General features: G+C 61.7%; 14 protein-coding genes and 1 pseudogene. 1 reads left to right on the forward strand and 14 read right to left on the reverse strand.

The window, feature by feature from the left end; all coding sequences use genetic code 11:
- Position 1: 1 nt before the first annotated feature.
- The 14 genes and pseudogenes from nuoG to BLW50_RS11545 form a co-directional block, all read right to left on the reverse strand.
- The gene (gene nuoG, locus BLW50_RS11480) at positions 2-2,050 is read right to left on the reverse strand and encodes an NADH-quinone oxidoreductase subunit NuoG (RefSeq protein WP_090702013.1); all 2,049 of its coding nucleotides are present in this window, start codon (positions 2,048-2,050) and stop codon (positions 2-4) included.
- Positions 2,051-2,118: 68 nt separating this feature from the next.
- On the reverse strand, positions 2,119-3,420 hold the full coding sequence (nuoF, locus tag BLW50_RS11485; protein WP_090702017.1) for an NADH-quinone oxidoreductase subunit NuoF: 1,302 nt from the start codon (positions 3,418-3,420) through the stop codon (positions 2,119-2,121).
- A gap of 69 nt (positions 3,421-3,489) precedes the next feature.
- Positions 3,490-4,155 (reverse strand): annotated as a pseudogene (nuoE, locus tag BLW50_RS11490) (NADH-quinone oxidoreductase subunit NuoE); the annotation flags it as partial.
- Positions 4,156-4,172: 17 nt separating this feature from the next.
- A complete protein-coding gene (locus BLW50_RS11495; RefSeq protein ID WP_090709005.1) occupies positions 4,173-5,381 on the reverse strand; it encodes an NADH-quinone oxidoreductase subunit D in 1,209 nt (402 codons plus the stop codon).
- Positions 5,382-5,404: 23 nt separating this feature from the next.
- A complete protein-coding gene (locus BLW50_RS11500) occupies positions 5,405-6,010 on the reverse strand; it encodes an NADH-quinone oxidoreductase subunit C (protein ID WP_090702025.1) in 606 nt (201 codons plus the stop codon).
- Between the two features lie 39 nt (positions 6,011-6,049).
- Positions 6,050-6,649 carry a NuoB/complex I 20 kDa subunit family protein gene (locus BLW50_RS11505; protein ID WP_210186068.1) on the reverse strand — a complete coding sequence of 200 codons (600 nt, stop codon included), beginning with the start codon at positions 6,647-6,649 and terminating at the stop codon, positions 6,050-6,052.
- Positions 6,619-6,984, reverse strand: coding sequence for an NADH-quinone oxidoreductase subunit A (locus BLW50_RS11510; protein ID WP_090702032.1), 366 nt, complete (start codon positions 6,982-6,984; stop codon positions 6,619-6,621). Before BLW50_RS11510 ends, BLW50_RS11505 begins: the two co-directional genes overlap by 31 nt.
- A 176-nt stretch (positions 6,985-7,160) precedes the next feature.
- On the reverse strand, positions 7,161-7,709 hold the full coding sequence (locus BLW50_RS11515; protein WP_090702034.1) for a chromate transporter: 549 nt from the start codon (positions 7,707-7,709) through the stop codon (positions 7,161-7,163).
- Positions 7,706-8,287 (reverse strand): chromate transporter, encoded by a 582-nt coding sequence (locus tag BLW50_RS11520; RefSeq protein WP_090702037.1) that lies wholly within the window; start codon positions 8,285-8,287, stop codon positions 7,706-7,708. The genes BLW50_RS11515 and BLW50_RS11520 overlap by 4 nt, the downstream gene beginning before the upstream one ends.
- A gap of 92 nt (positions 8,288-8,379) precedes the next feature.
- The gene (locus tag BLW50_RS11525; RefSeq protein ID WP_090702042.1) at positions 8,380-9,306 is read right to left on the reverse strand and encodes an ABC transporter substrate-binding protein; all 927 of its coding nucleotides are present in this window, start codon (positions 9,304-9,306) and stop codon (positions 8,380-8,382) included.
- Positions 9,307-9,316: 10 nt separating this feature from the next.
- Complete coding sequence (locus tag BLW50_RS11530) at positions 9,317-10,048, reverse strand: ABC transporter ATP-binding protein (protein WP_090702045.1); 732 nt, start codon at positions 10,046-10,048, stop codon at positions 9,317-9,319.
- Entirely contained in the window at positions 10,038-10,751 is a 714-nt protein-coding gene (locus BLW50_RS11535; protein ID WP_090702049.1) for an ABC transporter ATP-binding protein, read from the reverse strand. Before BLW50_RS11535 ends, BLW50_RS11530 begins: the two co-directional genes overlap by 11 nt.
- A 2-nt stretch (positions 10,752-10,753) precedes the next feature.
- Positions 10,754-11,776, reverse strand: coding sequence for a branched-chain amino acid ABC transporter permease (locus tag BLW50_RS11540; RefSeq protein ID WP_090702052.1), 1,023 nt, complete (start codon positions 11,774-11,776; stop codon positions 10,754-10,756).
- 1 nt (position 11,777) lies between these two features.
- A complete protein-coding gene (locus BLW50_RS11545; RefSeq protein WP_090702056.1) occupies positions 11,778-12,647 on the reverse strand; it encodes a branched-chain amino acid ABC transporter permease in 870 nt (289 codons plus the stop codon).
- Positions 12,648-12,820: 173 nt separating this feature from the next.
- Here BLW50_RS11545 and BLW50_RS11550 point away from each other — a divergent pair, with 173 nt between their 5' ends.
- Positions 12,821-13,570 carry an FCD domain-containing protein gene (locus BLW50_RS11550; RefSeq protein ID WP_090702060.1) on the forward strand — a complete coding sequence of 250 codons (750 nt, stop codon included), beginning with the start codon at positions 12,821-12,823 and terminating at the stop codon, positions 13,568-13,570.
- Positions 13,571-13,610: the final 40 nt, after the last annotated feature.

The raw sequence follows: 13,610 nt of genomic DNA on the forward strand, positions 1-13,610 counted from the left end.
CCTACTCCGCCGCCTGCTGCATGCGCCCACGCGCCAAAGCCGAACATTCGGCCATGACCGAGGAAGCGCGCGCGATCGGGTTCGTCATATAGAAATCCGTGATGGGAGACGCGAAAGCTTCCTTGCCCGGCGCGCCTGTCGCGGTGATGTTCATACTCGCGCCCGGCGCGATCTGCTCGAGACGGGCGAGATGCGGCTGCTCGGCATAGAGCGCCTTGCGCAGCGCGCCGAGGGAGTCGAACGGCAGGCGCTGGCCCAGCACATCCGAAAGCGCCCGCAGGATCGCCCAATCTTCGCGCGCATCGCCCGGCGGGAAAGCCGCGCGCGCCGCCATCTGAACACGACCTTCCGTGTTCACATAGGTGCCGCTCTTTTCCGTATAGGCCGCGCCCGGCAGGATGACGTCGGCACGATGTGCGCCACGGTCGCCATGGGAGCCCTGGTAAATGACGAAAGCGCCCGGCTTGATGTCGATCTCGTCGGCCCCCAAGTTGAACAGCACATCGACGCCGCCATTGGCCATGGCCGCCACATCGAGGCCACCTTCTCCCGGCACGAAGCCGAGATCGAGACCGCCGACGCGCGACGCCGCCGTGTGCAACACGCAGAAGCCGTTCCAGCCATCCTTCACGGCGCCAACGGCTTGCGCATATTTCGCCGCCATGGCGAGGATCGCCGCGCCATCGGGGCGCGCCAAGGCGCCCTGCCCGACGATGATCATCGGCTTCTGGCTACCCTGCGGCGGATACTCGACCAGATTGGCGAGCGATTCCGGGCCGGCGCCTTGATAGTCGTAAACATAAGTCAGGTCGGCACGTTCACCGACGACGCTGATCTTAAGACCGCCACGCAGCCAACGCTTGCGGATGCGCGCGTTGAGCACAGGCGCTTCGCGGCGCGGATTGGCGCCGACGATGAGGATCGAATCCGCTTCCTCGATGCCCGCGACCGTGGCGTTGAAGAGATAGGAAGCGCGGCCGAACTTCGGATCGAGCTTGGTGCCATCCTGGCGGCAATCGATATTGCCGGAGCCGAGCTTCTGCATCAGCGCCTTCAGCGCATACATCTCTTCCGCGGCGGCGAGATCACCGGCGATGGCGCCGATCTTCGCAGGGCTTGTCGCCTTCACCTTCGCGGCGATGGCGGCGAAAGCTTCTTGCCAGCTCGCCTGGCGTAGTCTGCCGTTCTCACGCAGATAAGGCCGATCGAGGCGCTGAGTGCCCAGGCCGTCGACGATCTGGCGGGTCTTGTCGGAAATCCATTCCTCGTTCACCGCGTCGTTGACGCGCGGCAGGATGCGCATGACCTCGCGTCCGCGCGTATCGACGCGGATGGCGGAGCCCAGGGCGTCCATCACGTCAACCGATTCCGTCTTCTGCATTTCCCACGGCCGCGCCTTGAAATTCTGCGGCTTGGGCAGCAGCGCGCCGACCGGGCAGAGATCAGCGACATTGCCTTGCAGCTCGGAGGTCATCGCCGTTTCGAGATAGGTGGTGATCTCCATATCCTCGCCGCGGCCGATAGCGCCCATGTCGCCGGTGCCGGCGACTTCCGCCGTGAAGCGGACACAGCGCGTGCAATGGATGCAGCGGTTCATCGAAGTCTTGACCAGCGGACCAATATATTTGTCCTCGACGGCGCGCTTGTTCTCGGCATAGCGCGAAGAATCGAGGCCAAAGCCCATGGCCTGGTCCTGCAGATCGCATTCGCCGCCCTGATCGCAGATCGGACAATCGAGCGGATGATTGATGAGCAGGAATTCCATCACGCCTTCGCGCGCCTTCTTCACCATCGGTGTGTTGGTGAAGACCTGCGGCGCTTCGCCGTTCGGGCCCGGGCGCAGATCGCGCACTGCCATGGCGCATGAGGCCGCCGGCTTAGGCGGTCCGCCCTTCACCTCGACCAAACACATGCGGCAATTGCCGGCCACCGACAAACGTTCGTGGAAGCAGAAGCGCGGCACTTCCGCGCCCGCGGCTTCGCACGCCTGGAGGAGCGTATACTCTCCCGGGACGTCGACTTCCGAACCGTCAACGATGATCTTGGTCATCGTGCCTTCCTGTCTCTTTCACGTTTCGCGCCGCGGTGCTCCGCCACGCAAAGTCCAAAACTGTCGTCTTATTCCGCCGCCATACGCACAGTTTCGCTGTGCGGATTGGCGGAATAATCGTCGATGCGCTTTTCGATCTCATGCCGGAAATGGGTGATGAGCCCCTGGATCGGCCAAGCCGCCGCGTCGCCGAGCGCGCAGATGGTGTGGCCTTCAATTTGTTTCGACACATCGAGCAGCATGTCGATCTCACGCTTCTGGGCGCGGCCTTCGGCCATGCGGTTAAGCACGCGCCACATCCAACCGGTGCCTTCGCGGCACGGCGTGCACTGACCGCAGCTCTCGTGCTTGTAGAAATAGGAAATGCGGGCGATGGCGCGGACGATGTCGGTCGACTTGTCCATGACGATCACTGCCGCCGTGCCGAGGCCGGAGCGCAGCTTCGACAGGCTGTCGAAATCCATCGGGCAATCGATGATCTGATCGGCCGGCACGCAACGCACCGACGAGCCGCCGGGAATCACCGCCAGCAGATTGTCCCAGCCGCCACGGATGCCGCCGCAATGCTTGTCGATAAGCTCGCGGAACGGAATGCTCATCGCCTCTTCGACATTGCACGGCTTGTTGACGTGGCCGGAGACGCAGAACAGTTTTGTGCCGGCGTTGTTCTTCTGGCCGAAGCCGAGGAACCAGCTGGCGCCGCGACGCAGGATGGTCGGCGCGACGGCGATCGATTCCACGTTGTTCACCGTCGTCGGGCAGCCATAGAGGCCCATGTTCGCCGGGAACGGCGGTTTCATGCGCGGCATGCCCTTTTTGCCTTCAAGGCTTTCGAGCAGCGCGGTCTCTTCACCGCAGATATAAGCGCCGGCGCCATGGTGAACGTAAAGGTCGAACGGCCAGCCGTGGACATTGTTGGGGCCGATGAGATTGGCCGCATAGGCCTCATCAACGGCGCGCTGCAACGCTTCACGCTCGGCGATATATTCACCGCGAATGTAGATGTAGCAGGCATGCGCGCCCATGGCGAAGGAAGCGATCAGGCAGCCTTCGATCAGCAGATGCGGATCGTTGCGCATGATCTCGCGATCCTTGCAGGTGCCAGGCTCCGATTCGTCGGCATTGACGACGAGATAGGACGGCCGCATCGGGTCGGGCTTCGGCATGAACGACCATTTAAGGCCAGTCGGGAAGCCGGCGCCGCCGCGTCCCCGCAGCCCGGAGGCCTTCATCTCGTTGATGACCCAGCTGACGCCCTGGTCGATGAGAAGCTTGGTGCCATCCCATGCGCCGCGCATGCGCGCCTCTTTCAGAGACGGCGACTGGAAGCCGTAGAGATTGGTGAAGATGCGATCCTTGTCAGCGAGCATGGTTCACCTTCAACTCTTGTTGGCCGCTTCGGCGGCCGCCTTTTCAGCAGCGGCCTTCTCGGCAGCAGCTTTTTCAGCAGCTCTTGCTTCGTCGAAACGCGCCTTCCAACTGCCAACGACGGAACCGTCATAGAGCGTCGCGTCCGTCAGTGTCGTGCCCTTCCCGGGCTCCGGTTCAGAACCGATACGGCCGATCTGCGATCCCGTCTTCACCGGGCGACCGGCGGCGAGATCGTCGAGCAGCTTTTCCATCAGTTCTGGCGTCAGATCCTCGAAGTAGTCATCGTTGATCTGCACCATCGGCGCGTTGCAGCAGGCGCCCAAGCATTCCACTTCCAGCCAAGCGAATTTGCCATCGGCTGAAACATGACGCTGTTCGCCGATGCGCTTCTCGAGCACGGCCTTGATGTCGTTGGCGCCGCGCAGGGCGCACGGCGTCGTGCCGCAGAGCTGCACGAAATGGCGGCCAACCGGTTCGAGATTGAACATCGAATAGAAGGTCGCGACTTCGAGCACGCGGATATAGGGCATGGCCAGCATGTCAGCGACTTTTTCGATCGCTTTCTGCGGCAGCCAATAATCATTCTGCGCCATCGCCTTCCACAAAAGCGGAATGACGGCGGATGCCTGACGACCAAGCGGATACTTGGCGATCTGGTCGTCGCACCACGCCCGGTTTTCCGGGGTGAATTCGAAACTGGCGGGTTGTTGTTCAGCGAGACGGCGGACTGTCATGGTTTATCTGGACCGGATCAGCGGTCCACCTCCCCGAACACGATGTCGAGAGATCCAAGGATCGCGCTGACGTCGGCCAGCATGTGCTTGCGGCACATGAAGTCCATCGCCTGCAGGTGAGCAAAACCCGGCGCGCGGATTTTGCAGCGGTACGGCTTGTTGGTGCCATCGGCGACGAGATAGACGCCGAACTCGCCCTTCGGCGCCTCGACGGCGGTGTAAACTTCGCCCGCTGGCACGTGGAAGCCTTCGGTAAAGAGCTTGAAGTGATGGATCAGCGATTCCATCGAGCGCTTCATTTCCGGGCGCATGGGCGCGACGACCTTGTGATCGACGGTGGCGACCGGGCCCTGCCCCTGCGGGCTCATCAGCCGCTCGACGCATTGCTTCATGATGCGGACCGACTGGCGCATCTCTTCCATGCGGATGACCTGGCGATCGTAGTTGTCGCCGTTGCGTCCGATCGGAATGTCGAATTCCATTTCCTCGTAGCACTCATAGGGCTGCGACTTGCGCAAATCCCAGGGCGCGCCGGAGCCGCGCACCATCACACCGGAGAAACCCCACTTCCAGCATTCTTCCAAGGTCACGACGCCGATATCGACGTTGCGTTGCTTGAAGATGCGGTTGTCGAGGAACAGCGCGGTGAGATCGTCGCAGACCTTGAGGAACGGATCGCAGAACTTGCCGATATCTTCGATCAGCTCGGGCGGGCAGTCGCGCGCGACGCCGCCGGGACGGAAGTAATTGGCATGCATGCGCGCGCCCGAGGCACGCTCATAGAAGATCATCAGCTTCTCGCGCTCTTCGAAACCCCACAGCGGCGGGGTGAGCGCGCCGACGTCCATCGCCTGCGTCGTGACGTTGAGCAGATGCGACAGCAGGCGGCCGATTTCGCTGAACAGAACGCGGATGAGCTGGGCGCGATACGGCACTTCGATGCCGAGCAGCTTTTCGATCGCCAGGCAGAACGCATGTTCCTGGTTCATCGGCGCGACATAGTCGAGCCTATCGAAATACGGCACGTTCTGCAGATAGGTGCGCGCTTCCATCAGCTTCTCGGTGCCGCGATGCAGCAGGCCGATATGCGGATCGACGCGCTCGACGATCTCGCCGTCGAGTTCCAGCACAAGGCGCAGCACGCCGTGGGCCGCCGGATGCTGCGGGCCGAAATTGATCGAGAAATTGCGGACGGGGCCCTCTTCGGCCGCCGCCCGATCTTTCATAGCCTGATCGTTCATGACGCCGCTCATCCCTTCGCCTTTTCGTCGCCGGGCAGGACATAGTCCGGCTGGCCTTCCCAAGGGGACAGGAAGTCGAACTGGCGGAATTCCTGGGTCAGCTTGACCGGCTCGTTGACGACACGCTTCTGCGCATCGTCGTAGCGAACCTCGACATAGCCGGTCATCGGAAAATCCTTACGTAGCGGATGGCCGTCGAAACCATAGTCGGTCAGCAGGCGGCGCAGATCCGGATGATCGGCGAAGAGGATGCCGAACATGTCATAGGCCTCGCGCTCGAACCAATTGGCCGACGGCCAGACCGGAATGGCGGAGGCAATCGTTTCATCCTCGCCGATGAAAGCCTTGACGCGGATGCGCCGGTTATGGCGCGGCGACAGCGCGTGATAAACGACATCGAAGCGCTTTTCCCGCTGCGGATAGTCGACGGCCGTGATGTCAACGAGATTGACGAACAGGCAGTCGGGCGCCTCGTACAAATGCTTCAGCACATCGAGAATCCGAGCCGGATTGGCGATCACATTCAGCTCGCCGAAATCGACCGAGACACGCTCGATGGCGCCTGGCAGCGCTGCGGCGATACTGTCGCCAAGGGATTTCAAACCATCGTCCATAACCAGCTCCGGTTTACGCCTGCGAGGGCAGACGCAGCCTCAGCGTTCAATCGTTCCGACGCGCCGAATCTTCTTTTGCAGAAGCAGCACGCCGTAGAGCAGCGCCTCGGCCGAGGGCGGGCAGCCGGGAACATAGATGTCCACCGGCACCACACGGTCGCAGCCGCGCACAACTGAATAAGAATAATGATAATAGCCGCCGCCGTTTGCGCACGATCCCATGGAGATGACGTAACGCGGTTCGGGCATCTGGTCGTAGACCTTACGCAGCGCCGGGGCCATTTTATTGGTCAGCGTGCCAGCGACGATCATCACGTCGGACTGGCGCGGGCTGGCGCGCGGCGCGAAGCCGAAACGCTCGACGTCATAACGCGGCATCGACAGCTGCATCATTTCTACGGCGCAACAGGCCAGGCCGAACGTCATCCACATCAGCGAGCCGGTACGGGCCCACTGAATGAGATCATCGCTCGCGGTGACGATGAAGCCCTTGTCGGCGAGCTGATCGTTAATCTGCATGAAAAACGGATCGCGCGAGCCGACCGGCTTGCCGGTCGCCGGATCAAGAATGCCCTGAGGGCTCTGTGCAACGAGGGTCTGGTTGGCCATCAATCCCACTCCAACGCGCCCTTGGTCCATTCATAGATGAAGCCAATCGTCAGGACGCCCAAGAAAATCATCATCGACCAGAAACCGAACACACCAATTTCCTTGAAGGCGACAGCCCAGGGAAACAGGAAAGCCACTTCAAGGTCGAAGACAATGAACAGCAGCGAGACGAGATAGAATCGAACGTCGAATTTCATGCGCGCGTCGTCGAAGGCGTTGAACCCGCATTCGTAGGCCGACAGCTTTTCCGGATCCGGCGACTTATAAGCCAGAAGGAAAGGCGCGATCAGCAACGCGCCCGCGATAACGGCCGCGATAGCGATGAAAACGACCAAGGGAAGGTAGGCGTTGATCAGTTCAGACATTGGTCTGTCCAGGGGCGCCAGGGGCCGGCGCGAAGCTTCCCGCATCGCCCGACGTGCGGCCCCACGCACGCCTCACCGGTAACACGGCCGGAGGACTATCCCAGCCTTCGTTGCGGCGCAAGATGAACATCGCATCACAACAGCGGCAAATCGGTGCGTAAACGGCTGGATTTCCTTCAGACAATTAACAAGATCCCCATGCGATTGGCCGCAATCCCCGCCAAGGCGCCGCCGGCGATCACCCACAGCGGATTGCGCTTCACCAGAAACATGAACGTAGCCGCTGCGGCAGTGATCAAAACGCCGATCCAGTCATGATCGGCCACCTGGGCGGTGATGAGCCCCGAGGCCAGGGTCAAGCCGACGACGCAGGGCGCCAGCGCCCGTTTCACGGCACCGAGCCAAAGTGTCTCACGTAGCCGCTCGGCCATCCGACCGACGAAAAGGGCCAACACGCTCGGTGGCCCGATAATGGCCACCGTGGAGGCCAAAAGCCCACCGATTCCTGCGATTTTCAGCCCCAGGAGGCTGACGACCAGCATATTCGGGCCTGGCGCGATCTGCGCCAAAGTGACCACATGGGCGAAATCGGCGTTGCTGAGCCAGCCGTGCACATCAACGATCTGGCGGTGAAACTCGGGAATCAGGGTGCTGCCGCCGCCAATCGACAGAAAGGCGACGCTGACGAAGGTGAACGCGACCTTCCAGACGAGCCCTGACATCATGACCGGCCTCCTGGCGGGTTCCGGCGCACCATATAAAGGGCCGTCACCACCGACAGCGGCACAATCGTCAGCACTACGACGGCCAGTGGCAGGCGGAAAATCCCGATCGACAGGAAGGTGGCCAGGCCAAACACCGCGGCGACGATTGTGCGATCCAGGCCGCGAGCCATTTTCAGGCCTGTGCCAATGATCAGGCCAGCCACCGCCGAGGCGCCGCCGGCGATCGCCGCCTTGACGTCGGGCAAATAGGAAAAATGGTCGTAAGTCGTTACGATTATGAGGAGAATGATCAGCGGCATCAACAGCAGCGAGAACAGGCACACAGCCGCTCCCAGAACGCCGTGGTGGCGGTCGCCGAGCATCACCGAAGCATTGAGAATATTGCCGCCCGGGAGAACCGACGCAATTCCGAACAATTCCACGAATTCTTTCATGGTCATCCAGCGGTTACGCTCGACGATGACGTAATTGGCGCTGGCGGCGATGCCACCAAAACCCAGCATGCCGATCAGCATGAAGCCGACAAACAATTCCCCCAGGGGAATGATGCGATCGGAGGGGGACGGATCGGGTGGCACTGGGAAATCCGGTGTGGCGGGATGCGCTTCCTCTAGCCCAGATTCGCGGGAAGTCGAATCCCCACTAGCGTCACCCGTCGGCCCGATCGCCCTCACGCACGCGCGGCATTCAGATAGTAGCTTTCGTCGATAAACTTGCCGTGATCGCCCAACTGTTTCGGCGGAAGGGCGAATTTACTGCGCAATGTCAGCACCATATCCATGCCCAGAGGGTCCAGTTTCGCGCTCGGCTCGAAACCGCCCTCGGCCGCCAGCAGCTTGCGACAGGTGACCGGGATGAGCGCAGGCGGCATTTGCGGCAGGCGAGATTGCAACAAGCCATGCGCATCCTGCATGCCACCCGCGCTGAACAACCAGCGCAGCGCCTCCAGATATCCGGCGATGAACCGCTCCAGCTCTGAGCGATGCGCGCTGGCCCAGGCCCGCCCGGCGCAGCCGACGACGCCCTGGTAATGGGGAATCAGGGTGGCGGCGCTTTGCAGGACGCGGCAACCGGCCGCTTCCGCCATCAGCTCGAAGGGCGTCAGCACCAGAGTGGCAGCAAAACGGCCCTCCTTCAGCCCCTGGAAGCGCTCGACAACGCCGCCGGCGCGCTCGAAGTTCACGTCCGAAGTCGCGACGCCATTACGCTCGAGCATTTCTCTGAGGACGAAGGCGAAGCCTGTCGTCATGGCATCGACGGCGATCTTGCGGCCCTTGAGATCGGCATAGGAGGCGATGTCAGCCGTCGCCACCAGGCTGAGGAAAGCACTGTCGCTGCCCATGAAGGCGAAGAGATCGGGCGCGCGATCGAGCTGCACTTCGCCCTGCCCTTCCTGATAGGCGACGATGTTGTCGAAGCCGGTGAGACCGATCTGGCATTTGCCGCTGACCAATGCGGTCACCTGTTCGACCGAGCTCCCGGTGTAATGCAGGCGCACGTCGAGATCGCGGGCGGCGAAGTAACCCTTATCGATCGCCGCCCAGATCGGCAGGTTGAACCCGCCCGGAAAGGCGATGACGTCGATCGTGTCAGCCATACAGAGTCCTCTATGCGCCGAGATAAAGCCGCCGGATCAGATCGCTGTTGTTGAGTTCGTCGCGGCTGCGGCCGGTGAAGGCGATCTGGCCGTGGACGATCACATAGCCGGCATCGGCGACGCGGATGGCCTGGTTGAAATTCTGCTCGGCCATCAGCACGGTGAGGTTCTTCAGCCGCTTCAACTGGTCGATGACGTCGATGGTACGCGCGACGAAGATCGGCGCGAGGCCGACGGAAGGTTCGTCAACGATAAGGATCTTCGGCTCCAGCATCAGCGCCCGCCCCAGCGCCACCATCTGCTGTTCACCGCCGCTCATCAGCGCGACCGGCTGACGACGCCGCTCGGCGAGGCGTGGAAAGGTCTCGAAGACGAAATCGAGATTGGCGACACGCTTGGCGCGTGCAGCTGGGCGATAGGCGCCAAGCAGAAGATTCTCCTCAACCGTCAGTTTCGGAAACAGGCGACGGCCTTCCGGCACCAGGCCTATGCCGAGATCGACAATCTCTTCCGTCGTCAGCTTCAGGAGATCATGGGGCTGCCCATCGATGTGGGCCTCGATCGAACCGACGCTCGGCTTGCACATGCCCATGATGCATTTGATCAGCGTACTCTTGCCGTTGCCGTTGACGCCAAGCAGCACCGCCGTCTGCCCCGAAGCGACATCGAGCGACACGTCCTCAAGGACACGGACCGCGCCATATCCCGCCGACAGGTTTCGGATGGCGATGCTATTGTCCAAGGTAGGCACTCTCTACGATCGGATCCTTCACCACCGCCTGCGGATCGCCATCGGCCACTTTCTTGCCAGAGACGAGAACCACGAGACGATCGGAAAAACTCATCACCGCCGACATGATGTGTTCGATCATGATGATCGTCACGCCATCGGTGCTCAGCTGGCGCAGGAAGGCGACGATCTCGGTGACTTCCGAGCCCGAGAGGCCCGCCATGGCTTCATCGGCGAGCAGCAGCTTCGGCTCCGTCGCCACGGCGCGGATCAGTTCCAGCTTGCGCAATTCGACCTGGGTGAGCGACGCCGGCAGCCAGTCGGCCTTGTCCTGCAAGGCGACGCGCGCCAGCAGATCATGGCAATGCTCGTCGATCGCCTTGGGCGGACTGCGGCCGTAGAGCAATGGCACGCGGACATTTTCGGCAATGGTGAGGGAGCGGAACGGCTTTGGCAGCTGGAAGCTGCGGGCAACGCCCAGGCGAGTGCGCTCGTAAGCGCGCAGGCCGCGCAGATCCTGACCGAGAAAGCGGATCGCCCCCAGTTCAGGCGAGAAGACGCCACTCAGGCAATTGACCATGGTGCTCTTGCCCGAGCCGTTGGGGCCGATCAAACCGACGCGCTCGCCCTTGCCGACCGTGATGGTGATGTTGTCGAGCGCGATGAAGCCGCCGAATTTTTTGGTGATAGCATCGATTTCAAGGAAGGTGGTCATGGCTACCCTCCCTTCGCGATGACGCGCTTGCGTTTCGGCAGCCATCGCTCGAACCAGCCGAGCATGCCGCGAGGCGCCAGCACGACGAAGGCGACGAGAATGACGCCGATCAGCAAAAGGCTTGCCTCGGACGAGATCGTCACCGAAGCGACCTGTTGCAGCGTGCCCAACGACAGACTGCCCAGCAGCGGCCCGAGCCAGCCCGCGGTGCCGCCAACCATAGGCATGGCGATGGCATTGACCGCATAGATCAGACTGAAGGTGGAATTCGGCTCGACATAACCGACGTAATAAGGAAACGGCGCGCCGGCCATGCCCATCAAGGCGCCGCTGATCGTCGTGCAGGCCAGTTTAAGACGCAGGGTCGGCACGCCGGACGCCTCGGCCGCCAGTTCATCGTCGCGGATGCTCGCCAGCCCATAACCGAAAGTCGAGCGCTCGATGCCGCGCGCGACAATGATGCTGATCACGGCGAGCAGCAGCATCAGGCCAAAGAGGTAATGGATGTAATCCATGCCGAAGAGGCTGGTCGTCTGGGGCCGCAGGATGGTGGCGCCGCGCGAGCCGCCGACATAATCCCAATTGACCACCAAGGTTTGCAGCACCACCGCCAGCGCCAGAGTCGCGATGGCGAAGAACACGCCGCGCAGACGCAGGGTCAGATAGCCCATCAACAGGCCGATGACGCCGGCCAAAATGCCCCCGATGAGGATCGCAACCGGAATGGGCAGTGGAAAGATCGCAGCGACGATCTGCGCCACGGCCGGCGAAAAATTATTCTCGCTGTAATTCGGCAGCTTGTGCAGCGCCACGGCGGCGTAGGCGCCAACAGCAAAGAAAGCGCCCGTGCCGAAATTCACATAGCCGCAGTAGCCGCCGAGAATGTTCCAGGCCGTGGCGATAACCACATATTGCAGCACCACATAGCCGGCAAAGAACAGATATTCGTTGCCGAAGGCCAGGAAAGCGGCGAACAGCGCAGCGGCGACGACAAGGGCGATCAAAGAGAAGACAGACATTCGCATGTCAGCGCCCCAACAGGCCACGGGGACGCAAGGTCAGCGTCGCGAGCAAAAAGGTGAAAGAGACCGCCGGCGCCCAGGCGGGGCCATAGTAGGACGACGTCAGGCTTTCGATGACGCCGAGCAGCAGGGCCGCGATCAGCGTGCCGGGCAGACTGCCCATGCCGCCGAGAACGCAGATGGCGAAGACACGGCCGATATATTCGCGGCCGATTGCCGGCTCCACCGGCTGGATCATGATGAGCAGCGCGCCGGCAAGCCCGGCGCTGGCCACCGAAAGCCCGAAGGCGAGCCGCTTGATCCGGCGCGGCCGGATGCTCAGCAGCGAAAGCGCCGAAGGGTCCTGCGAGACGGCGATGATGGCGCGGCCCTGGAACGTGGTCGACAGAAACACCTGCAGGCCGGCGAAAAGCAGCACCGCCACCAGGCTCGGCACCAGCAGGCGCATCGGCAGGTCGACAAAGCCAAGCCGCAGGGTCGAGTTGAGATAACCCGCCTCGACATAACGGAAGTCGACCCCGAAGCTCATGATCAGCACCACTTCGATGATGAACATCAGCCCGAAGAAGAAGGCGAGACCGCTCAGGCCTTCCCGCCCGTGCTGCTCGAAGGCGTGGAAATAGATGTCGTAGAACAGGCAGCCCAGCAGGAAGAACGGGATCATCAACACAAGGCCGCTCAGCAGCGGATCGATGCCGGCGCCCTGGTTGAGAAGATAGGTGGCATAGGAGCCGGCGATGACGAAAGCCGGGTGCGCGATGTTGGCGATGTCGAGAAAACCGAAGGAGATGGAAATCCCGATCGTCACCGCTGCGTAAAAGCAGCCGATCAGCAGCCCCGCGATCAAGGCATTGCTCAGGAACTCGACGCTCATGTGCCGATTGTCTCCCCCCAGGTCGAAACATCTTGCCGGAACGTCGCGCAGTTTCGCGACGCCTTCCCTCCGGAATCGTTAAACTTTGGAATTGATCTTTCAATTTCCAAAATCTGAATTTATGATATTTGAATTCGAAGGGGCGTCAAGCACCGTTCGGTGGGGATAGAAAGATGAAACGCGCGCTGGGGACGGAGGCGATTGGAGACTATCGACGCCCGCCGCCGCGCACGGTCGCCGAACAAGCCTATTGGCTGATCCGCGACGACATTCAGTGGGGACGGCTGGCGCCAGGCTCGCCGCTGCGCTTCGACGAATTGCGCAAACGCTACGACATCGGCATCAGCCCTTTGCGCGAAGCGTTGACGCGATTGGCTGGCGAGCGCCTCGTTACATCTGTCGGGCAAAAAGGCTTCAAGGTCGCAACACTCACCAATGAAGATGTTCTCGACACCACCGCGACCCGGCTGGTGATTGAGCGGGAAGCGTTGCGGCGATCGATCGAAAAAGGCGACGTCCATTGGGAAATGTCGGTTGTCGCGGCCTTTCACGGTCTACTCCACCACTCCCTGCCCTCGCCTGACGACGACGGCGTGAGCTGGCAATATTTCCATCGCGAATTTCACATGGCGCTGATCTCGGCCTGCGGTTCGCGCTGGCAGTTGGAATTCGCAGGCCTGTTGTTCGACCAGGCCGAGCGCTACCGCATCGTGCGCGAACGCATCACACCCGACGATATGCTGGCCCGCGACATCAGGGCCGAACATCAGACGATTTTCGATGCGGTGATGGCGCGCGACGCCGACCGCGCGGTCAAAGCGCTGACCGAACATTATGAAAAAACGGCTCAGGCTGTGGACACTGCGCTCTCGCGCGGTTTCTGCTTCGCCGAGCAAGCAGGGAGCAGCCAGACGAAGAGCTGAACAGATCAGTGCCCGACGAGGCACTGAACAGAGGAGGGAG

Origin of the sequence: Beijerinckia sp. 28-YEA-48, from assembly GCF_900104955.1 — a bacterium.
In the GTDB taxonomy this organism is placed as follows: Bacteria; Pseudomonadota; Alphaproteobacteria; order Rhizobiales; family Beijerinckiaceae; genus Terripilifer.

Excerpts from the sequence above, each read along its gene's own strand:
- BLW50_RS11495 (WP_090709005.1), bottom strand. The coding sequence starts at position 5,381 with ATGAAAGATCGGGCGGCGGCCGAAGAGGGCCCCGTCCGCAATTTCTCG.
- BLW50_RS11500 (WP_090702025.1), bottom strand. The coding sequence starts at position 6,010 with ATGGACGATGGTTTGAAATCCCTTGGCGACAGTATCGCCGCAGCGCTG.
- BLW50_RS11525 (WP_090702042.1), bottom strand. The coding sequence starts at position 9,306 with ATGGCTGACACGATCGACGTCATCGCCTTTCCGGGCGGGTTCAACCTG.
- nuoG (WP_090702013.1), bottom strand. The coding sequence starts at position 2,050 with ATGACCAAGATCATCGTTGACGGTTCGGAAGTCGACGTCCCGGGAGAG.
- BLW50_RS11550 (WP_090702060.1), top strand. The coding sequence starts at position 12,821 with ATGAAACGCGCGCTGGGGACGGAGGCGATTGGAGACTATCGACGCCCG.
- BLW50_RS11510 (WP_090702032.1), bottom strand. The coding sequence starts at position 6,984 with ATGTCTGAACTGATCAACGCCTACCTTCCCTTGGTCGTTTTCATCGCT.
- BLW50_RS11505 (WP_210186068.1), bottom strand. The coding sequence starts at position 6,649 with ATGGACCAAGGGCGCGTTGGAGTGGGATTGATGGCCAACCAGACCCTC.
- BLW50_RS11535 (WP_090702049.1), bottom strand. The coding sequence starts at position 10,751 with ATGACCACCTTCCTTGAAATCGATGCTATCACCAAAAAATTCGGCGGC.
- BLW50_RS11545 (WP_090702056.1), bottom strand. The coding sequence starts at position 12,647 with ATGAGCGTCGAGTTCCTGAGCAATGCCTTGATCGCGGGGCTGCTGATC.
- BLW50_RS11515 (WP_090702034.1), bottom strand. The coding sequence starts at position 7,709 with ATGATGTCAGGGCTCGTCTGGAAGGTCGCGTTCACCTTCGTCAGCGTC.
- nuoF (WP_090702017.1), bottom strand. The coding sequence starts at position 3,420 with ATGCTCGCTGACAAGGATCGCATCTTCACCAATCTCTACGGCTTCCAG.
- BLW50_RS11540 (WP_090702052.1), bottom strand. The coding sequence starts at position 11,776 with ATGCGAATGTCTGTCTTCTCTTTGATCGCCCTTGTCGTCGCCGCTGCG.